Consider the following 22,525-nt stretch of genomic DNA (forward strand, 5'->3'; position numbering starts at 1 on the left):
TTGAATCCTCGAACCCCTGATTAATCTTTATACTTGTACCCTATCAGCCTTGATGAATTCCCTACAACAACCAGAGAGCCTATGTTGTGAACAACTGCCCCTGCAACAGGACCTATTGTTCCAAAAGATGCAAGGAGAAGGGCAAAGGCATTTATGGCTATAGAAATAGCAAGGCTCTGTTTTATAATCTGGACAGTCTTCCTGCTAAGAGCGATCCCTTCCGTCACTTTTGCTATATCATCAGAGACAAGTGCAATATGGGCTGCTTCAATTGCTGCATCAGTTCCGATTGCGCCCATTGCAATGCCAACATCTGCCATCGCAAGGGCCGGAGCATCATTTATTCCGTCTCCAACCATTGCAACCCTCTCTCCGCTATCTTTTAATTTTTTGATGTAATCAACCTTTCCTTCAGGCAAAAGGTCAGCTACAATCTCGTCAAACCCGGCACCCCTTGCAGTAGCCTCAGCAGCTTTTTTGTTATCTCCGGTAAGAAGTATTACCTTTTTTATTCCAAGAGACCTGATATCTTTTACTGTCTGAAAAACTTCTTCCTTTATTTTATCAGCTATGCTTATACCCCCTATTATTCTGTTATCTCTTGAAACAAGGACTGATGTTTTCCCATCATCAAGCTCTCTGTTTATGAACTCATTTGCCTCATCAGGAATATCTACTCCCATTTCTTCATAAAGCCTTGTGTTTCCAACAAGTATTCTTTCTCCAAAAGCCATGGCTTCAACTCCCTTTCCAACAATTGCTCTTGTCTTTTCAGGAGACGGAACACTTATTCCAGACTGCCCTGCTTTTTTAAGAATTGCCCCGCCAAGGGAATGTTCAGAATATTTTTCAGCAGTTGCAGCTATCTCCAGAACTTCAGACTCAGAAGCACTGTTAAACCCCTTAATATTTTTCACCTCAGGAGTCCCATAAGTAAGAGTCCCTGTTTTATCAAACACAAAGGCTGAAAGCTTTCCCATTGCTTCAAGTGTTGCCCCGCCCTTAATTAAAATCCCTTTTCTTGCTGCATTGCCTATCCCTGCAACAACTGCTGTTGGAGTAGCTATTACAAGGGCACACGGGCAGGCAACTACAAGCACAGTAACAGCCCTCAGAACACTCCCTGTCAGCAAATATACCATTATGGCAAGTGTTAACATTGATGGTGTAAACCAGGTTGAGAACCTGTCAGCAATTCTTTCAATTGGTGGTTTTGATGCCTGCGCTTTTTTCACAAGCTCAATTATCTTTGAAAGAGTCGTATCCTTTCCAATCTTTGTTGTTTTAATTATCAGAACCCCTGCCCTGTTTATTGTCCCTCCGAAAACCTCATCACCCATCTTTTTGTAGACTGCCATTGATTCTCCGGTGATTGATGCCTGGTCAACCTCACCTTCTCCAACATCAATTATACCGTCAACAGGTATCCTTTCACCGGGTTTTACAACCACAAGGTCGCCAACCACGACTTCATCTATATCAACAACTGCTTCTTCCCTTCCCCTTATGACTGTTGCTGTTTCAGGAGATAATTCCATCAACTTTCTTATTGCCTGTCCTGTTCTTGCAATGGTTATATCCTCAAGGAGTTCTCCAACATTCATCATCAGGACAACAATTGCGCCTGCAAGGTATTCGCCAACCCGGATTGATGCAAAAAGAGCACACGCAACAAGAACCTCTGCATTGAGCTTTCTGTTTTCTATTGTTGAGATTATTGCATTTTTGACTATTGGATAACCGCTTAAAACAATTGCAACAAAAGAGAGGTTAATCCCAAAAGTGGTTTTATCAGAGCCTGAAATCCAGCTTGCAATTATAAAAATCACGGAAAGAACCGGGCTTAAAAAATCTTCCCATCTTTTAACAGCCTCTTCGAGCCCTCTGTGAGATTTATTCTCACGGGAATGCGAAGAAGCTGCCATCTCAATCAGACATTCCCTTGCTACATCATGCATATCTGCTCCAAACAAAAGGGTTCAAGGATTCGAGGGTTCAAGGAAAATACAAAGTAAAAAAATAAAAATATGGGGTTTGGGTTTATCTCACTTGATCCCTGGAATCCTTGACCCCTTGAACCCTTTTACTTCACTTATTCCACGAAAAATCCAATCTCAAAAAACTGCCAAGCAGAATTAAAAACAGAGTCACTGCCACATAGAACATCTGCCCATAAATCATGGCAATTATTAAAACAAGACTCACCGCCAAATCAGCATTAAATCTCTTTTCAATAATACCTCTTATAACTGAATTCTTTACCAGAGGGAAAAGTCCAATTACTGAAGCCATTACAAGAAACCCCCTGCCAAGAGTTCCACCCACCACACCAAGCCCGCTCAAAGCTGTCAGCAATCCGACAACAATAAGGGCAAACCAGTCCCTTGCAGGGTTATTGAACCATTTGTGTACAACGCTTGCCTCCTCCCTGTGGTGAACATGGTGATGAGAATGTAAAAGCTGGTGGCCATGATCATGAAGATGTTCAAAAGCCCTGTCAGAAAAAGTATCTCTCGGATGATTGTGATGGTGCTCATCCTCGTCTTCGTGGGCATGGTATTCTTCTTCTTCATGGTTGGAGTCGTGGTCATGACCTTGGTAATCCTCTTGTTCGCCGTGGTCGTGTTCTTCATCATCCTCATGCACATGCCTGAGTTCATAACCAGGATATTTTGATGCAAGCTTTTCATCGTGGTCATGCTCGTCTCCATGAGAATGATGAGACTTCTTACTCACATGTTTTTTCTTTGACCCTTTATCTTCAAACAAAGAATCTCTTTTGACATCATGCATGGCTAATTCTCCTGAATATTTCATTAACATTAAAGGACAGCCAAGACGGCTATCCTACATTAGTAAATAATTTATTCTAAACCAGTAGGACAGGCGTCCCGCCTGTCATGTTATAATATTTATTTTGCACCTTGAACCTTTGCTTTTTTCTTCGTAGCTTTTGCCTTTACTTTTTCAAGTTTAATTAGCTTCCCCTTCTTCTTTTCAGCCGCACTCTTTTCTTCCATCTCTTTAGCATATTCCATTACCTGTTTGAATTTCTCAACACCCAGTGCTGCATTTTCAAATGGAGTCCTTCTCATCCTGAACCCTAAAGTCATCTCACTTGCAAGCCTGATGTCATCTTCGTTGACCTCTGTCCTGCTATCATAGGCAGCCTTTGCCTTTGAACCTCTTGTTATGATTATGTCAGGCCTGTGACCGTCAACATCAAGTTCTATGCACATCCTTGCTATTATTCTCAGAAAATGCTTATCCATATTAACTTTTGGAAGCAGTTCCTTTGCATGAATTATACGCTTTGTTATATCCCTGTTTGCAATCTCATATTTTTCTTTAAAAAGAATTGGATCCTTTTCAAACTCCTGAATATGCTTTACAATCTGAAGTCTGCTGTTCAAATCATGGACCCCTTTTACCGCAACGTGGAATGCCATGCGGTCATGGAGCTGAGGCCTCAATTCCCCTTCATCAGGATTCATTGTGCCAACAAGCATAAAACTTGCAGGATGGGAAACCGATACCCCTTCCCTTTCAACAATGTTGACTCCCATTGCCGCAGAATCAAGAAGCACATCCATTACATGGTCATCAAGAAGGTTAATGTTGTCAATATAGAGAATCCCGCGGTTTGCTTCAGCAAGTATTCCAACATCAAGGGCTTTAACTCCCTCTTTGATAGCTCTTTCTATGTTCAGAGTTCCGACAACCCTGTCCTCAGTTGCACCAACAGGAAGCTCTGCTATGTGCATCTTCTGCATCACAGATGGAAGTTTCTCCCCCTTCTCAAATTTTGACCTGCATATAGAGCACATCTTGCTTATATCCCTTGCGTCACATCTGAATTTGCAGTTCTTCACCACTTCTATTTCAGGAAGAACATCTGCAAGTCCCCTCACAGCCACTGTCTTGCCGCTCCCTCTCTCCCCTCTTACGAGTACTCCCCCAATCTGTGGATTGATGGCATTAAGGATTAAGGCTAACTTCATCTTCTCCTGCCCTATTATTGCTGAAAAGGGAAAATTGGTCCTTCCTGTTGTAAATCTCTTTGATTCAGTTTCATGTTTTTCTAAAGCTAAGGCTTTCTTTGACATTACTTCTCCTCCAAATTTCTTGTACATAGAAATTTATTAAAAATTCCCGACTATGTCATTGCGAGGAGCAAAGCGACGAAGCAATCTCATCTTTTAGCTGTTAGCTGACAGCTGTCAGCTTTTCAATGAGATTGCCACGCCCATTCGGTAAGCTCATGGGCTCGCAATGACACCATCAAAAACAAAATTTTTCATTAACCTTGCTAATTTCATAAAATCCTAAATTATATTCACACGGCAGCCTGATGGCTTATTTTATCCAAGACAAAATTCTTCTCCATTGTTATCAATGTCCCCAGACTCTGCTGGTCTAACTGGTCAATCCTGAAATACTTTGCCCCCATCTTCTCCGCAATGTCTTTTGCAAATTCAAAGGAAAAATTCAGAAACCTCATATTCTTTGTAACCTCTGTATCAATAACTATTGAATAGATACCTTCAACATTTATCATCTCTGCCAGTTTTTCTATTTCCTCCATTGGGTCAGCACCCGGAATTATTGAAATGTTAGCCCTGCCGTCTGTTAAAAGAACCATGATTGGAATGATTGTTTCATCTTTTTTTCTCTCATTCTTTATAAGGTTAAGAGCCTTCATAAGCCCGAGGGCAAGGGGTGTTTTCCCGCCTGTTGGCAAATCAGTCAAAAGCTTTTTTGCAAGCTCAACTCCGTTTGTCGGAGGAAGGATTACCTGCGCATCATTCCCCCTGAAAGCAATCATCGCAATTCTGTCTCTGCTCTGGTAGGCATCCATGAGAAGCGAAAATACCGTTCCCTTTGCGCACTCCATCCTGTCAAGCGCTCCCATTGTACCGCTTGCATCAACAACCATAACAATAAGAGAGGAAACCTTGCTCTGCCTCACTTTGCCCCTTATGTCTTCACTGTGTATGATTATTGCGTGGTTTGTTTCTGCCTTTTCTCTTCTGGTTTTCTGATGGGGTGCTGAAGCCCTGACAGTCGCATCAAATGCTATATCAGTGATAGTTCCCTTGGGAATATTGTGCTTTATATATCTTCCCTTCCTTCCAACAGAGATAGATTTTATTCTTTTCCCGGAGCCTGAACGCATTTTGCGGTCAGCCTTTCTTTTTGTCATATCCTTTGGTATCTGGACAGGTGTCCCGATTCTGTGAATCTTTCCTTCAACTTTTTCTTTCTGTTCCTCTGTTGGTTCAAGGTCAGGCTTGTCCTCATTTTCCGGCGGAAAAAAATCATCCATATCCTTGCTGAGTTCATCCACAAGCTGGTCAATTATGTCATCTGATGCAGCATCATTTCCAAAAGGATTTGCCCTCATCCTGAATGGGAATATCAACTCCCCTGCTCTTTTTATGTCATCCTTTGTAAGCTCTGTTCTTCCGTTGTATGCTGCAAGTGTGGCAGCTGTTTTGGCAACCATCGTATCAGGCCTGTGCCCTTCAATATCAAGCTCCTTGCACATCTTGCAAATAAGTATCAGGATATTGTCTGATATATTTATCTCCCTTAAAATCTTCTGGGCTTTTTCAATCTTTTTTGCAAGCCTCCTGCTTTCACTCTCAAACTTCTCGCTGAAAGCAACAGGGTTTGCTTCAAATTCATTCCTTAAAGATACAATTTTGACACGCTCATCCACATCATCAATTCCCTTTACATCAATGTGGAGTGCAATCCTGTCAAGAAGCTGAGGCCTGAGCTCCCCTTCCTCGGGATTCATTGTTCCCACAAGAATAAACCTTGACGGATGAGAGAACGAAATTCCTTCTCTCTCAACAACATTGACACCTGAAGTAGATGCATCAAGAATCACATCAATCACATGGTCATCCAGAAGATTAATTTCATCAACGTAGAGTATTCCCTGATTGACTTCTGCAAGTATTCCCGGCTCAAGTTCTTTTTTCCCTAACTTCACAGCTTTCTCAAGGTCAAGGCTTCCGAGAAGCCTGTCTTCAGTTGAGCCAAGAGGAAGATCAACAACTTTAATCCTTCTCTTTTCCGCTTCAATTCTTCTTCCCCTTCCGGAAGCCTTTTCCAGAACCCTTTCCTTGCAGTAAGGGCACAGTTCAGTAAAAATATGAGGATTACAGCTAAACGGACACCCCCTTACCACATCTACCTTTGGAAGAATCTCAGCAAGGGCTCTGACTGCTGTTGACTTCCCTGTTCCCTTTTCTCCCCTTATCAGAACACCGCCAACCTGTGTATTAATGGCATTAAGAATAAGCGCCAATTTCATACTCTCCTGCCCTACAAGGGCTGCAAAGGGATACAGAATCCTTTCTACGCGTTGTATTTTTTCCACAGACAACCTTCTCTGAGTTTAAAATCCAAAGTTCAAAATCCAAATGTCAAATAAATCTCAAATATCAAAATAAAAAAAATAAGTAATTTTTAAATTTGACATTCATTTGAAATTTGAAATTTACCTATAGATAATTTAAATCATACCTCTGCATATGTCCTGTTAACAATATCTTCAAAAATATCCACTGTCTTTTCATCGCTTTTAAACATAGTCTTCCTTGTTCTGAATGGAAGTATCAGTTTTACAGCCTCTTTAACATCATCCCTTGTAATCCTTTTCTTTCCTCTGAATGCAGCAAGGGTTTTGACTGTCTTGACAATCATTGCATCAGGCCTGTGCCCTTCAACTTCCAGCTCATTGCAGATATTGCAGATAATTCTTAAAAGGCTTTCATCTGTCTTAACTTTTTCCATAAGCTTCTGAGTAGTTATTATTTTTTTTCTTAACTCCTCGCTCTGCTTTTCAAATTTTTTGCTGAACGCCATCGGGTCTTTCTCAAACTCATTCCTGAGAATGGTTATCTTCACCCTCTCATTAACACTCTTTAAACCCTCTACATCTATATGAAGGGCAATCCTGTCAAGAAGCTGAGGTCTGAGTTCCCCCTCTTCTGGATTCATTGTTCCAACAAGGATAAACCTTGACGGATGGGAAAATGAAATTCCCTCTCTTTCAACAACATTTACTCCGGAGGTTGCTGTATCAAGAAGCATATCCACAACATGGTCATCAAGAAGATTTATTTCATCAACATAGAGAATCCCGCGGTTAACATCAGCCAGTATTCCCGGCTCAAGCTCTTTTTTTCCGCTTTTTATGGCTTTCTCGATATCAAGGCTTCCAAGAAGCCTGTCTTCTGTTGAGCCAAGAGGAAGGTCAACGACCTTCATCTTCCGCTTCTCCGTTGGAACCTTGCCGCCGTTCCACTCGCCTCTTTCAACCTTCTCCATGCAATACGGGCACATCTCCGAAGTCCTTTTTGGATTGCAGTTAAAAGGGCATCCCTTTATCACTTCAATCTCTGGAAGAACCTCAGCAAGGGCTCTGACAGCAGTAGATTTTCCTGTCCCTTTTTCTCCTCTTACAAGAACTCCTCCGACCTGAGGATTAATGGCATTAAGAAGCAGAGCAAGCTTCATCCCCTCCTGTCCAACTATGGCTACAAAAGGGTATAGAATCCGTTTAAAGCGTTCTTTAGAACTATTACTTCCCATTATCTTCAAACCTCCTAATTTCTCTTCTAAAATCTCTTTTCACCCTCCCCTTAATCCCCTCCTGTCAAGGGAGGGGAAGTAAAGGAATATCACTGCTCACTACCCTCTCCCCTTGCGGGAGAGGGACAGGGTGAGGGGTTTCCCCTCTATTCCTCCTGCTCTTCAATCTGGGATTCAATCTCAAGATATATCTGCTTTAATTTTTCCAGTTCCTCAGGAGATGCCTCCCATTTCCCTCTGTTATAAGCCTCCATCAGGCGGTTAAGGGAATGTTCTACAGCCCAGATATTTTCCTGCATCATCTTCTTTCTTACTTCATCATCAAACATATACTTTTCAGCCACACCGCTCCATACCCAGTTATCAACAGAACCCGCAGTAACAGACCACCCAAGTAAGTGTTCAACCCTCTGGCCAATATTTCTTATTCCTTTGTAACCGCTGTCAATCTGGCCTTTTATCCATTCAGGATTCAAAAGTTTTGTTTTTGCTTCATAATCAAGGGTTGACCTTATGCTTTTAGTCTTAATTTTATCTCTTGTGCTGTCCGCAACAAGAATTGTAGGCATGGTTTTGCCTCTTCCAGGATTCTTCTTCCTCACAGTCTCAACAGACTTTGAAAGACCTCCAAGAAATTCATAGTAATGGTCCAAATCTGCCATACCGTATTCCTCACTGCTTCTTACCTGAGCAACAACATCTACTTTATCAAGCACCTCTTTGAATGTATCAACACTTGAGAAGGCGTGGAATTTGTCACCATAGATATGAGCCATTTTTGATATGTGCAAATCTGCTATCTGGCTTTCATCCTCCCATTCAGAGGTTTCAATTATCTGTGTTACATCAGTTCCATAATTGGATGAAGAGGGACCGAAAATTCTTGCCTGTGCAAGGCTTTCTGCCTGTTCTTTTGGCACTCCCTTGCCTTCAAGAACTTTCTGGATTTCAAGCGAGTGCTTCCTCATAAAATTCTGCCCAGATGGCTCATCAAGAGAGGCAACAATTTTAAATGCCCGGTCAATCATTCTTAAAAGCAGGGGAAAGGTATCCCTGAATATACCGCATATCTCAACAACAACATCTACTCTTGGTCTGCCGAGTTCCTTGAGAGGAATTGGAGAGACTCCGACAAAACCACCAACCCCCGACCACCTTGGCTTCACACCAAGGAGCCTGAAAATCTCAGCCACTGTTTCACCCTGCGTTTTCATTGTTTCAAATCCCCACAGGATGACAGCAACAGTTTCAGGCAAATTATTGTCATTTTCTGCCTTATAGTTTTCAATAACCTGATCAGCTATTGCCTCTCCCCTCTCACATGCAAGTGGTGTTGGTATGAGGTCAGGATTGAACTGATATATATTCCTTCCGGTTGGAACAACACTTGGGCTCCTGATTGGGTCTCCGCCAAGTCCCGGAGGAATATATGAACCCTTCATTGCCTCTATAAGGGCTTCACCCTCTTTATTGGAAGATAAACTCTTTGCAAAGGTCTTGGCAAACTCCAGAGTTTTCTCAAATTCTTCCGCATGCTCTGTCTTGAGTTTAAACTTAACATTCTTTTTTATAAGCTTTTTGACAGGAGAATTATTTTGAATCACCAGAGAAAGAATACTTCTTGCATCCTTATCTATTTCATCTAAAACCGCTCCCATCAGTTTGCCGCCTTTAGTTATTTTTGACGGAGTTGTGCGGGCTTCATCCCAGTCTATCCCTCTTGAAGCAGCAATCATCTTGTGAAGCGACACCATATCGCCCCTGTCAAACCTCACGACTCCAAGAACATAATTTATTAACTCTTCTCCATTCAGAGAGTCTCCAAGCACATGAACTCCCTTGGTCATCATGCTCCCTTTCATCTCATTAAGGGAATCATAGAGCTTATTGATATCAACATCCGCAGCCTCTACATCAACCATGTTTGCTTCCTTTGCCTTATCAAGTATCCCCTCTTTTATTTTCTTAGCCTGCGCAGGACTCTGCTCCTTCTGTTGGAAAAAATTATGGATATCCATTTCAAGCTCTGCATATTTTCCGTAAAGGTCAGAGATTATCATTGGTGGAGTCATATAATCTACCGTCGTGGCATATATTCTCCTTTTCGCTATTGAGGATTCAGATGGATTGCTGCAGGTATAAAAATACAGATTTGGAAGATTTCCTATAAGAATGTCAGGATAACAGGTCTTGGACATTGCAACATGCTTTCCGGGAAGAAACTCAAGTGTTCCGTGAGTTCCAAAATGCAGTATGGCATCAGCCCTGAAAGTATCTTCAATCCATCTGTAAAAAGCAAGGTACTGATGGTGCGGAACAATTGCCTGGTCATGGTATGTCTTTGAAGGGTCTTCAAAATATCCGCGGGGTGGCTGGAAACCTACAAATACATTTCCAAAAGCGATTCCGGGAACGAATATGTTTTTATCATCACACATTATTTTCCCCGGAGGATCACCCCAAGCTCCTATCATCTCATCCTGACAGGACTTTGGCACATTTTCAAACCATTTTTTATAATCATCAAGCGACACCTTGAAAGAATTTTCCTTTACCTTTTGTAGCGCTGTCCAGTTGCTCTGGTTAATTATATTTTTCTTTGTAACAAGCCTGATAAATTCATGCCTTGTTCTTGGATAGCCCGAAACAACATATCCATCATCTTTCATTTTATCCAAAAGCCTTATAATACTTTCAAATGTATCAAGGTTTCCTGCACTGCCCAGATTATCTTTTCCCGGAGGGTAGTTGAAAAGAACTATTGCAACCTTTTTATCCTTGTTCTGCTTATGTCTCAGCTTAATCCAGTTAACTGTCCTTGCTACAGCCTTATCAACCCTGTCCTCAATCGGTTCCATTATTCTTACTATGTTTTTCCCTGTTGATATATCCCTGTGTCCTGCAACCAGCAATCCCTCAATCAAGCCATCAAGCTCAGGAAGAATTACTGTTATTGTGGTCTCAAGCGGAGCCATTCCCTCTGGCTTTTCCTTCCATTCATCAATGGTTGTATACCCCATGCACAGATAGTGTATGAATGGAATATTCATCTTCTTGCAGAGATTCACAAAACCCTCATAGTCCCCTCCAAGCGGACCTCCCTCTATGCGGAAGAAAAGGAAGCTTATGATGGCGTCAACAGTTGGCCCCTTCTCATTAATGAAATGCCTTTTGATATTGCGAACATTTTCAGAGCCTTCTGAGAGCACTGTAACGACTCTAACTCCCTTTTCCTCTAACTTTTCAATAACCATGTTCAGGTCTTTTATGTCTTCACTCTGGTAGCGCTGCAGATAAAAAAGTATCCCGATAAGGGGTCTTTTTTTCCATCCATTGTTTTTTACAAGGTTTGTTTTATCATACCATTTCAGGTATTCATCAAGCGAGAGAAAAAAGTCCTGGGCTTTTGGATGGTAGATAGCTGTTGGCGGAACTTCTACAGGGTCTTTATAGCTGACTTTGTAGCCATAATATTCTGCCATTATAAAGTAGAGCATATTTATAATGTTTTCTCTTCCACCCTTGTAAAAATATTTCCACAACCTGACATAGTTGCCGGCATCCTTCCATTTTCCAAACCTCAATACCTTTAAAAACACATCAGATATCTCAAGAAGTTTTCTCACTTCCATTGGGCTTTTGCTGCTTACCATAAGCCCTTTCAGAACTGACAACACCTTCATTATTTTTGATTCTGCAACAGCATCAACAAGCTCACCAAGTTTGAATTTTCCGAGTTTTGTAAGCTTGATTCCCCTTGGAACCGAGGCAAGAACAATGAATGATTTCTCCTTATTGTGGTACTTCTCAAGAATGGCAAGAACAACATCATCAAAAACCATATTAACAATTATTACATCTGCCTTTGAAACATTCTCCTCCATCTGATCCAGCTGTTTTTTGGAAAACGGCTGATGTCTCAGACAGAACTGATAAGTAAGTTCCACTTCCCCCTTGAACATCTCTTTTAATTTATCTGATGCATCTGAGAATGATTTGCTGAAGGTATAATCACCAACTATGGCAGTAATATGCATACTTTCCTCCTCAAGAAATTAACTTATAACCTATCCAATTTTTTTAAGTATCTGGCTTGCCTTCTCAAGATTCTTTATGAGCTCATCCCAATCCTCACTGCTAAGTTTGCTGAAGATATTTTCAAGCTCTTCCCTTCTTCGTTCCATAAATTCCTTTCGCATCTTCTTACCCTTTTCTGTCAATTTAACCCGCACAACCCTTCTATCATCAGGGTCTCTCCATCTTTCCACTATACCAACCTCTTCTAAACCATCTATCATCTCGGTCATACTCGGCATTGCTACCTGAATATTTCTGCTCAACTCTCCCATGGTGTAGTCTTTATCTTCTTTAAAGGCTGATAAGGCTTTAAGCTGTGAAAGGTTGAAATCAAACTTTAGCTTTTCCTTGTCAATGCTTATTACACGATTGGTAAACTCAACAAAAAACTCCCTGACTTTTGATATCTGGCTTTCTAATTTGTCAATTTGCTGTATTGTCGCAAAGGCTTTATTTGAATCACCCATTTTTTTATCTCCACAAAGTAATTAGATTTTGAATAATTAGTTTTATAATAATTAGTTTACTAAATATTATATACCTAATTAAATTCTTGTCAAGTAGATTTTAAAATTTTTTTTTAAAATAATTTAGTTTTTACAATCACATAAACATTAAGATATGACAGCAAAATTTATTAATTTTTAAATACAACTTAACTATATGATATATTGTATTATTTTAAATATTATGCCAATTATATGACAATATTGATGTCAATCTATTGGCACATATTATATATTTAACATATTGATTTATAATATAGTTTATGGAAAGAAATTTTATTTCAACTTTTTTTTCTGTAAAAAATTAAACTATAAACAACTAACTATTATAGTAGAAAATATAATTATAATTAAAATACAAAGAGTTATTCCTCTTGTTAAAAAGATGGCACATCTTTTGCTATTTATATAAATCTAAGTTATACAAGATTTTATTAAATTTTCATTTAACCCTCTTCTTTAATAAGGAGATCTTTTATGAGATGTCCAAGATGTAGTGGAGTTATGGTAATTCAGAAATTTTTTGATATGTATTACAGCTTTGAGGGTTGGCGATGTGTAAACTGTGGGTCCATTATAGACAATTTAATTCTGGAAAACAGAAGAAGGAAAATAAAGAACTAGCCTAAAAATATGTTGCAGACCGGAGAGGTTCTTCTGTAATGGAGTTTACTCCTCCTACTACAAGAGTAAATTCTCCTTTAATCTGTTTTCTTTTTAAAAACTCCTTGATTCCATCTGAAATTTGTCCTCTGAAAATCTCTTCATACATTTTTGTAAGTTCCCTGCATATAGCGACCTTCCTGTCTCCCATCACTTCTTTGATATCCTCCAGTGTCTTTATCAATCGATAGGGAGATTCGAATATGATTATTGTCTCTTCGCTCTCCTTGAATTTTTCAAGATAAGTTTTTTTTTTGTTCCTTTTTACCGGTAGAAATCCTGAAAAATAAAATCTGCTTGTTGGAAGTCCTGATACAGACAGGGCTGCATTTAAGGCAGAAACCCCGCAGACAGGAACTATATTAATACCCTGCTCGAGAGACTGCTTTATCAAAAGATATCCCGGGTCTGAAATCCCGGGGGTTCCTGCATCTGAAACAAGAGCAACATTTTTCCCATTCAAAAGCTCTTTTACAATTAACTTCCCTTTGTATATTTTATTGTGTTCAAAATAGCTAATCAGGGGGTTTTTAATTTGGTAGTGGTTTAGAAGAATCCTTGTCCGTCTTGTATCTTCTGCTGCGATAATATCTGCTTCTTTTAAAATTCGTATTGCTCTTAGAGTTATATCTTCAAGATTTCCTATTGGAGTGCTGACAATGAAAAGGCTGCCCTTCCCTCCATTCATTTTATTATTTTCCATCACTTGCATTTCAACCAATAAACAATAAACAGATTAAATATAATCATAACCTAAATTCCAAATGTCTCATGGAAGTCATCAAAATGAGAAAGTTTTTTAAACTCTTTAAACCTTTTCCTTATTTCATCTTTTTCAAGTCTCATCAGACGGTTCAGGCTGAAATCCTCAACTGCAAAGGATGCCATTACACTCCCAAAAATTATCCCCTGTCTTATTGCAGGTTCATCAAACCTGTCTATGGAAGCTATGTAACCCATAAAACCACCGGCAAAGGTATCACCTGCTCCTGTGGGGTCATTTATTGTATGAAGAGGGTATGCCGGTGTTGCAAAAACTGAGTTGTCTGAAAACATCATTGCACCATATTCTCCTCTCTTCACAATAATCATTTTGGGACCGTATTTAAGAATCTTCTGTGCAGCCCTGACTATATTTGGCTCCTTTGCGAACTCTCTTGTTTCACCATCATTTATAATCAGAATGTCAATGTTTGCCATTGCCTTTTTTAATTCATTTGGCTTGCCTTCAATCCAGAAGTTCATTGTATCAAGCGCAATAAGTTTGGGCTTTTCAACTGATTTTAATACCTTTGATTGGAGGTCGGGGTCAATATTTGCAAGAAAAACATATTCTGCATTTCTGTAACTATCAGGAATAACAGGGGTGAAGTTTTCAAATACGTTAAGCTTTGTATCAAGGGTAATAGCCTCGTTTAAGTCATATCCGTATTTCCCTTTCCACCTGAAAGTTTTTCCGGGTCTTTTCTGAAGCCCTGATAAATCTATTGACCTGGATTCAAGCAACTTTATGTGAGTCTCAGGAAAATCTTCGCCAACAACAGCAACAAGTTTTACATCAGTGAAAAAAGACGCTGAAACAGAGAAATATGTTGCTGAGCCTCCCAAAACCTCCTGCACTTCACCAAATGGTGTTTTAACTGAATCCAGAGCAACAGAACCAACAACGACAATACTCATAAGTTCTCCTTAAATTAAGCTATAAGTTATCAGTTAAATGAAAATCCTCACTGTATTGAAGGCTAAAAAGATTAAGATTATCAGAGCAAATAATAAAGTCATAAGAATCATGAAAAGAAGAGGAAATAAATAAACTGCCAAGGTGCGGAACAGAGAAAATTCATAAATTCTCTTTATGAGAAAAACCTGCAACCCAATAATCCAGAACACTAATATCAATCCAGAAAAAGCATATAAACTTTCAAGGTTAAAACCATTACAGATTAATGAAAGAGGCGTCTTAAATATCCACGGAACAAATGAAAATCCCAAAAGGGTTAAAACTCTGGTCACTTTCTCCTTACGCCCGAAAATTTCAGCAATGAAATTATAGAGCAAAGAGATTGGAAACAGGAATAAATATAAAAGAAAAAACCTTACAAAAATTCCTGCAGCAAGACTTGCAGTGAAAATTTCTGATGACACACCAATACTGCTTCCAATGAAACTGCTCGTTAAAGATAAAGCTGCTATGAATAAGGACAGGAAAAAGAAATTTTTCTCCCTTACAGCCTCAACTCCTTCTTTTGGTGAGGCAATGATGTAATAAACCATGTCTGTATTTGTAGTGTCTCTTACCATCTTACCTGACAGGAGAAAACATTCTTTCTAAATCATTTATATAAGCAAATTGGGGAAGGTACTGGTATTTGACAGGAGATTCCTGTTCAATCTGAAAAGGGTTTGTTTTGAGATTTGCCATATTGGATAAAAGTTCGAAAATCTGTTCAAGAGGCTTGACTGGTTCCTTAATAATCAAAGGTTCTCCTTTTATCCCTGCAAGCTTTCCGGCAATCAATTTTGCATCTTCAAAACCACCAAGCTCATCGACAAATTTAATCTTTTTCGCCTGTTCTCCGCTGAAGATTCTTCCATCAGCAAACCTCTTTACCTCTTCCGGACTAATATGTCTTCCTTCTGAAACTGCACCCAAAAACTGGGAATAGACATTATCAACAGTATCCTGAAGAATCTCTTTTTCTTCTTTTGATAACTCTTTCCAGACAGAAAGTATATCCTTGTATTGTCCGCTTTTAACTATATTGTATTTAATACCATACTTATCCATAAAATCCTTAATGTTTAAAGAACCTATATAAACCCCTACGCTTCCTGTAATTGTTCCACGGTTGGCAACTATTTTATCAGCTCCGCAGGCAATATAATATGCCCCTGAAGCAGCTATGTCACCAAAGGATGCAACTACCTTTATCCCTTTTTTTCTCGCCTTTTTAACCTCATCATATATCTCCTGGGTTGCACCAACAGTCCCGCCAGGACTGTTAATCCTGAGTATGATTGCTTTAACTCTTGGGTTTTTGGCGCAGGTTCTTATTCTGTCAACAACAGCATCAGCTCCTCTAAATCTTACTCCAAAAGGGATAGAGGTTGGCTGGAAGGAAATCTCACCGTAAATATCAACCACAGCAATTCCTTCTTTGGATGGCATTCTGCTAAAGAAACCGCTGCTATTCTCCTCATTATCCTTTTCATTAACTCCTTTTCTGAGAAGCAAAGCGCCAATAATTACAGATAAAATGCAGAGGATTAATATGATTGAAGTTAGAACTCTCTCTTTTCTCATTATTTTTCCAAACCTCCAATATTGTTGTGAGTATAATTTAAGAACCTCCCTTGTCAATTAAAAACTATGGTCTTTTTTATGTCTGTTATATAAAATATTGTTTATGAAAAAAGTTTTTTGCCACATTTCTGAAAACATAGAAGAGATTTCCGAATGCTACAGGATACGCAGAGAAGTCTTTGTCAGAGAACAGAAGCTTTTTAAAAACTCTGACAGAGACAAATTTGACAAAAACGCCATTCACATTTGCGCTGAATATAATGGTGAAATAGTTGGAACAGTGAGAGTATTTGAAATAAAGGATGGGGTATGGTTTGGCGGAAGGCTCGCAGTTTTGAAAAAAGCAAGAAGAGGAGATACTGCAAAGCTTCTTGTTAAAAAAGCAGTTCAAACAGCTAAAAGCAAAGCTGCAAAGAAATTTCTTGCATGGGTTCAGGAGGCAAATGTGAATTTTTTTTTAAGACTTGGATGGAAAAAAACTGGCAGAGAAAAAATTTATTTAGGTAAATCTCATCAGCTAATGGAGGCAAACCTTTCTTTATCCTCTGAAAAATAAAGCGGAGATCTCTAAATTACACTAAACTCAGAGCCCTAATATTTTATCAACCACTGCAGAAAGCTCATTGATGTCAACCGGCTTATGAAGGTAATCAAATGCACCCAAGTTTAGCACTTTTACATACGAATTCATTTCACCATATGCTGTTAAAACAACAACTTTAGGGGTTTTGTTATTATCTTTTAATTTTTTCAAAAACTCGATGCCATCCATTACTGGCATCCTTATATCAGTCAGTACCAAATCAAATTCTTTTTTCTCAACCTCATTGAAACCTTCAAGCCCGTTTTGAACTGCTGTAACTTCAAAAGATCGCTTGGTAAAATACTTGATCAGGAAATCTCTGTAGAGGTCATCATCCTCAACAATTAGAACAGATTTTTTTTCTTCCATTTATGCCAATATTTAGATTTAAAACAGTTGAAAAACTAATATATTAACCAAAGCTTACCATCAAAAGTCAAGGTATTAATAAATAGATACCTTTTGTTTAGACACCTTGAATTCTCCAGTCTATATGACAAACCTATTTTGTCATTGCCTGCCTGCGGTAGGCAGGCGAGCGACCCCTTCGACATGCTCAGGATAAATTTTGGGAGCGTGGCAATCTCGTCTTTTAGCTGAAAGCTATCAGCTTTATAATTCGAGATTACTTCGTCGCTCCTGCCTGCCGGCAGGTTGCTCCTCGTAATGACAATTGTAGGACAACTTCTATCTGTCGCGGTGGTAGTTAGTTTTCTAAGTTTTCAAACCTGCTCTTCTAAGACAGCTTTCCTACAAACTCTTCTATTCTGTCCAGCCCTTTTTTAATGTTATCCATTGAGGTAGCATAAGAAAGCCTGATATAGGCATCATCTCCAAATGCAACTCCTGGAACTACAGCTACTTTTACTTCTGTCAAGAGAAGTTCAGAAAGGTCTGATGAGGAATTAATTGTTCTGTCATTCAATTTTTTACCATAAAGTTTTGAGAAATTAGGGAAGGCATAGAAAGCCCCCTGAGGGTTAAAACAGGATACCCCCTTTATTGAGTTTAATCTCTTTACAATATATTTTCTTCTCTCATCAAAAGCCTTAACCATTTCTTCAACCGCTTTCTGGTCTCCGCGAAGAGCTTCAACGCTTGCCTTCTGTGAAATTGAGGTTGGATTTGATGTGCTCTGGCTTTGTATGTTTACAATTGCAGAAATCACATCCTTATTCCCTGCAACATAGCCAATTCTCCATCCGGTCATTGAATATGTTTTTGAAACACCATTCACTACAAGTGTGTTTTCTTTTATCTTATCTGACAAAGAGGCAATGCTTACATGTTTGAATCCATCATAAACCATTCTTTCATAGATTTCATCAGAAATTATAATAAGATTGCTTTTTAGTGCGATCTCTGCAATTTCCTCAAGATGCTTTGCCTCATAACTTCCTCCGGTTGGATTTGATGGGCTATTAATTACAACTGCTTTTGTTTTTGAAGTAATATGCTTTTTGAAGTCATCACCTGTCATTCTGAAGCCATTTTCTTCTTTTGTTGGAACAATTACAGGAGTTCCGCCTGCAAGAATTACCTGGTCAGGATAGGAGACCCAGTAAGGGGCAGGGATTATAACCTCGTCTCCCCCTTCAAACAAAACCTGAGCTATATTATAAAGAACATCCTTTGCTCCGGCACAGATTACAACCTGGCTCCTCTCATATTTTAAATTATTATCCTTTTTAAACTTCTCTACGACCGCATCCCTCAGGTCATCTATTCCTGCAGATGGCGTATATTTTGTAAATCCTGATTTTATGGCTTTTATTCCAGCTTCTTTAATATTCTCTGGAGTATCAAAATCAGGTTCTCCAGCACCAAATCCTACCACATCAATCCCTTCTGCCTTCATTTTGTTAGCCTTTGCTGTAATAGCCAATGTTGGTGAAGGCTTAATACTCATCGCTCTCTTTGTAAGCTTCATTTCCACACTCCTTAAAATAAAAAATACTTACTTTTTGAAACGGAAATGATAATAAGAAAAAGAGAATTTTTAGTCAATGAATTTTTGGAAGGTTTTTAAACTATTTCACAAACGTCATTGCGAGAAGCGATAGCGACGAAGCAATCTCATTTTCAAACTTTCGGCTAAAAGATTAGGAAGGGAGATTGCTTCGCTTCGCTCGCAATGACACTGACCTGGAGCTAAGTTTTGGAAAAGAATAAAGAGTTCATAAGAAAGATGTTTTCCTCTATATCCTCAAGGTATGACTTCTTAAACCATCTTTTAAGCCTTGGGTTTGACAGGAAATGGAGAGAAAATACTGCAAAATCCATTCTGTCTGATGGCTCAAGCAGAGTTCTTGATGTATGCGCCGGTACTCTTGACTTATCAATAGCTGTCTCATCATACAATGGTTTTAATGGTATGGTAGTTGGAACTGATTTCTGTAAGGAGATGATAGAGATTGGGAAAAAGAAAATATCAGAAAGCAATCAGCTTTCAGCTATCAGCAGTCAGACCTCAGAACTCAAAACTCAAAACTCAAAGCTTATACCTCTCTGCGCTGACACACTGCATCTGCCCTTCAAAGACAACTCCTTTGATGCCATTACCTCTGCTTTCGGGATAAGGAACATTCAGAACCTAAGAAATGCTCTGATTGAGATGCGAAGGGTTATAAGAAATGGCGGGAAAGCTGTCATACTTGAATTCTACCGCCCCAAAAACTCTCTCCTTTTTTCCCTATATCTTTTTTATTTCAGAAACATTCTTCCTTCATTGGGAAGAATAATCTCAGGAGATAAGAAAGCCTACTCTTACCTCAGGGATTCAGTAACAGCATTCCTTACACAGGAAGAGATGAAAAAAGAAATGGAACTTGCCGGGTTTAAAAATGTAGGTTATGAAAATTTAACTTTTGGAATAGTGACTATCCATATTGGAAGAAAATGAGCTTTTTGAAAGAAATTAAAACTTTTTTTACAGACATAAAAATTGAGCATACTGTCTTTGCCCTTCCCTTTGCGGTAATGAGCGCCTTCATAGCCTCAGAAGGGATTCCTCAGAAAGAGAAAATCTTCTGGATAATAATTGCAATGATTGGAGCAAGAAGCTGGGCAATGGCATTTAACAGGGTTGCTGATTCAGGGCTTGATGCTGTAAATCCGCGAACAAAAAACAGGGCAATCCCTTCAGGGCTGTTGAGCAAGCAGAAAATGTGGGTATTCGGGATATTTTCAATCCTGATTTTTGAGTTTGCAGCCTACAGTCTTAACAGGTTAGCCTTTATTCTTTCACCATTAGCTCTTCTTATTATTTCTTTCTATTCCTACACCAAACGTTTTACCTCGCTATCTCACCTTTTTTTAGGACTCTCTCTGAGCATTGCCCCTGTTGGCGCATGGGTTGCAATTAGAGAAGAGATTTCCATTGTATCAGCAGAGCTTGCCCTTGCAGTAATGCTCTGGACAGCAGGGTTTGACATACTATATTCACTTCAAGACCTTGACTTTGACAGAACCTATGGACTTTATTCCATACCAAAAAAAATCGGTGTTAAAAATTCACTCACCCTTTCAAAATCCCTTCATATCCTGACTGTCCTGATACTCTTTTCCGTCATCTTTTTTTCTTTTCTTGGAAAAATCTATCTCCTTGGAGTTATTCTCTCTTCTTTTTTCCTTATCTATGAACACCTCTTAATTAAAGAAAATGACCTCTCAAAAATCAACAAAGCCTTCTTCAATATGAATGGTATTGTAAGCTTAACTTTGATGTTTTTTACCATTGTAGATTGTTTGTTTGGAAAGTAAATTTTTTAATTGGCTGGAGTTGAGGAAAGAGTTATACTCTTTAAAAAATGATCATTATCATCTTTAATCTTTAGAAAAAAGCTTATAGGTATAAAATTTACCCTTCTGAATCTCTTCCTCTTGAAGCAATACTCTTTTTGAATTTTATCTTTCCACTGTCATCTTTCTCTTCTCTTGTGATGTAAAATCCCTTTATCCCGTATTTCGGGGCTTGTCTGCCATGTCAAAATTGCCTTCTTCCCATCTAATTTCGCATTAAAGGATATAACCTCAAGATCCTACTTGAAGACCTGTTAACTTAAAGATTTCAAAAACGGTCCCGAGTGGATCGTTAATAATAGAATGAGACCCCCCTTCAACAATTAAATAGTTATCTATGAAATCTGAAAGCATATATCTTATCGCTACAGATGAGGGTTTAACCTTTAATGGCCAGGAAAAGTAAAAATCATTCATTAACTTAATATTTGATGGTTCGCTTATATCAAACACATATAATTTAAATTCATTCTTAATCCCTTTCTTAATTTCATTTAGAATAAACACATATTTATTATATTTATCATTTGATAAAAAACTAAAATTTCCATCTATATCCAGCAAATCGTGGGAATCAGTTATATAAATTTCAGAGGGATTTTTTAAATCTAAAATAATAAGCTTGGAATTTTTCGATATTAAATAAGCATAATCATTTCTTATGAATAATTTGTCATAAGATAATACTTCATTTATTCCTAAAATTTCTTCAAGTATATATTCTTTTATCAGTTGAAGATTTAATGGGTTCGAAATATCAAAAATAGCTAAACCAGATTTACCAGGATTAAAATCTGAATTATAAGCAAAGGGGATATAAAAATATTTATCAGAAACAAAAGGATAAATAAGGTTATATGGAGCAAGACCTATTATAAAATCCTTTATCCTATAGCTTGCTATTTGTTTAATATTATTTGAGTCTGCTATATCTATTATAATTAATGATGAAGAAAATGGGTCAGAGTTATCAATCCAGCTATTGATATCAATTAGATAAAGGTAATTTCCATTTATCAAACGCAAGGAACGAATACCATATGTATGATAGGTTGAATCTAAAAATATATCGTATGGATTCTTTATATCAAATCTTGTGATTCTAAGCTGAGAAGGGTCATCTTTATATCCGGGGCTGAAAAAGTAGGAAAAAATATAATCACCATATATCTCAAAATCTTGTGAAATATCTGTAGTATTCCAGAATTTAATATGAGTAATTTTTGGCAATTTAGATATATCAAAAACCCATAATCCTTTATGAAAATTACTTGTTTTTCCAGTCAGAATTTTTGTATCAGTATTTGTATTTGCAATAGAAACAGAATTGCCACCATTTTCATTTTCTGTTTCTGCATACGCATAGGCTATATTTCCTTTAATTTTGAGGGTTGTTATCCTTTTAATATTATAATTAGAATAACTATCAATAATCTTGCCAGGTTTAGCCAACCTTTTTATATCAATATCTGTGAAAATATAGTTCCCCTTAATGGTTATTACCTTTGCTGGAAAGCAAAAGTATTTTTTACAGCTTACACCATAAATTTTTTTAATTTCAATCTGAGAATTATTATATGGGGTGTTATATACCTTGCTGCTCAGAGCAGGAGTTTTTAAACTTATTTGCTCAGGTGATTTTTCTATATCAGCATCAAGAGAAAGGGGGTGGCCTGCAAAAGAAGAAGACGTTAGAAGAAAGAAGAAAAATATTATTATAAAAAAAAATTTTCTAGGTGAAGAAGGATGTAGATGAATGGATTTTATTGCCATCTTTTATCCCAAATAATGACAGTTTTTAATGCACAAAATTATATAGTTAATATAATATCATACTGGGAAACTGTCAATTGAATACTTCTTCTCTCATTTTAAATTTTTTATAGACATTTTTTTTCAATTTATGTATTCCCATAAAATAGATATTAGGATTTACCCTTGACTTTATTAATATATTTAAGCATGAAAGAGCAAAATTGTTAA

General features: G+C 38.1%; 17 protein-coding genes. 3 read left to right on the top strand and 14 right to left on the bottom strand.

What is annotated here, in order from left to right; all coding sequences use genetic code 11:
- Window positions 1-20 precede the first annotated feature (20 nt).
- The 11 genes from A3H37_09340 to A3H37_09390 form a co-directional block, all read right to left on the bottom strand.
- Window positions 21-1,925, bottom strand: a complete 1,905-nt coding sequence (locus A3H37_09340) for a hypothetical protein (protein ID OGL51598.1) — start codon at window positions 1,923-1,925, stop codon at window positions 21-23.
- A gap of 163 nt (window positions 1,926-2,088) precedes the next feature.
- Window positions 2,089-2,793, bottom strand: a complete 705-nt coding sequence (locus A3H37_09345; GenBank protein OGL51550.1) for a hypothetical protein — start codon at window positions 2,791-2,793, stop codon at window positions 2,089-2,091.
- A gap of 119 nt (window positions 2,794-2,912) precedes the next feature.
- The gene (locus tag A3H37_09350) at window positions 2,913-4,001 is read right to left on the bottom strand and encodes a hypothetical protein (protein OGL51599.1); all 1,089 of its coding nucleotides are present in this window, start codon (window positions 3,999-4,001) and stop codon (window positions 2,913-2,915) included.
- A 335-nt stretch (window positions 4,002-4,336) separates the two neighbouring features.
- Window positions 4,337-6,325 carry a hypothetical protein gene (locus tag A3H37_09355; GenBank protein OGL51600.1) on the bottom strand — a complete coding sequence of 663 codons (1,989 nt, stop codon included), beginning with the start codon at window positions 6,323-6,325 and terminating at the stop codon, window positions 4,337-4,339.
- 206 nt (window positions 6,326-6,531) lie between these two features.
- Window positions 6,532-7,608 carry a magnesium chelatase gene (locus A3H37_09360; protein ID OGL51551.1) on the bottom strand — a complete coding sequence of 359 codons (1,077 nt, stop codon included), beginning with the start codon at window positions 7,606-7,608 and terminating at the stop codon, window positions 6,532-6,534.
- Between the two features lie 146 nt (window positions 7,609-7,754).
- Entirely contained in the window at window positions 7,755-11,645 is a 3,891-nt protein-coding gene (locus tag A3H37_09365) for a magnesium chelatase subunit H (GenBank protein OGL51552.1), read from the bottom strand.
- Window positions 11,646-11,675: 30 nt separating this feature from the next.
- Window positions 11,676-12,152: a hypothetical protein gene (locus tag A3H37_09370; protein OGL51553.1), complete on the bottom strand. Its 477-nt coding sequence runs from the start codon at window positions 12,150-12,152 to the stop codon at window positions 11,676-11,678.
- Between the two features lie 664 nt (window positions 12,153-12,816).
- Window positions 12,817-13,557 (bottom strand): 16S rRNA (cytidine(1402)-2'-O)-methyltransferase, encoded by a 741-nt coding sequence (locus A3H37_09375; GenBank protein OGL51554.1) that lies wholly within the window; start codon window positions 13,555-13,557, stop codon window positions 12,817-12,819.
- 50 nt (window positions 13,558-13,607) lie between these two features.
- Window positions 13,608-14,534: a sugar kinase gene (locus A3H37_09380; protein ID OGL51555.1), complete on the bottom strand. Its 927-nt coding sequence runs from the start codon at window positions 14,532-14,534 to the stop codon at window positions 13,608-13,610.
- A 33-nt stretch (window positions 14,535-14,567) separates the two neighbouring features.
- Window positions 14,568-15,155 (bottom strand): hypothetical protein, encoded by a 588-nt coding sequence (locus tag A3H37_09385; protein ID OGL51556.1) that lies wholly within the window; start codon window positions 15,153-15,155, stop codon window positions 14,568-14,570.
- Between the two features lies 1 nt (window position 15,156).
- A complete protein-coding gene (locus A3H37_09390; protein ID OGL51557.1) occupies window positions 15,157-16,158 on the bottom strand; it encodes a hypothetical protein in 1,002 nt (333 codons plus the stop codon).
- Between the two features lie 124 nt (window positions 16,159-16,282).
- Between A3H37_09390 and A3H37_09395 the strand changes: the two genes are divergently transcribed.
- Entirely contained in the window at window positions 16,283-16,714 is a 432-nt protein-coding gene (locus A3H37_09395; GenBank protein ID OGL51601.1) for a hypothetical protein, read from the top strand.
- A 27-nt stretch (window positions 16,715-16,741) separates the two neighbouring features.
- On the opposite strand, the gene A3H37_09400 is transcribed toward A3H37_09395, so the two are convergent.
- On the bottom strand, window positions 16,742-17,110 hold the full coding sequence (locus tag A3H37_09400) for a hypothetical protein (protein ID OGL51558.1): 369 nt from the start codon (window positions 17,108-17,110) through the stop codon (window positions 16,742-16,744).
- A gap of 367 nt (window positions 17,111-17,477) precedes the next feature.
- On the bottom strand, window positions 17,478-18,671 hold the full coding sequence (locus A3H37_09405) for an aspartate aminotransferase (GenBank protein ID OGL51559.1): 1,194 nt from the start codon (window positions 18,669-18,671) through the stop codon (window positions 17,478-17,480).
- Window positions 18,672-18,929: 258 nt separating this feature from the next.
- Between A3H37_09405 and A3H37_09410 the strand changes: the two genes are divergently transcribed.
- Window positions 18,930-19,643 carry a hypothetical protein gene (locus A3H37_09410; protein ID OGL51602.1) on the top strand — a complete coding sequence of 238 codons (714 nt, stop codon included), beginning with the start codon at window positions 18,930-18,932 and terminating at the stop codon, window positions 19,641-19,643.
- Entirely contained in the window at window positions 19,640-20,503 is an 864-nt protein-coding gene (locus A3H37_09415) for a 4-hydroxybenzoate octaprenyltransferase (protein ID OGL51560.1), read from the top strand. The genes A3H37_09410 and A3H37_09415 overlap by 4 nt, the downstream gene beginning before the upstream one ends.
- 270 nt (window positions 20,504-20,773) lie before the next feature.
- Here the strand turns inward: A3H37_09415 and A3H37_09420 are convergent, their stop codons facing one another.
- Window positions 20,774-22,315: a hypothetical protein gene (locus tag A3H37_09420; GenBank protein OGL51561.1), complete on the bottom strand. Its 1,542-nt coding sequence runs from the start codon at window positions 22,313-22,315 to the stop codon at window positions 20,774-20,776.
- Window positions 22,316-22,525: the final 210 nt, after the last annotated feature.

The organism is Candidatus Schekmanbacteria bacterium RIFCSPLOWO2_02_FULL_38_14, from assembly GCA_001790855.1.
In the GTDB taxonomy this organism is placed as follows: domain Bacteria; phylum Schekmanbacteria; class GWA2-38-11; order GWA2-38-11; family GWA2-38-11; genus 2-02-FULL-38-14-A.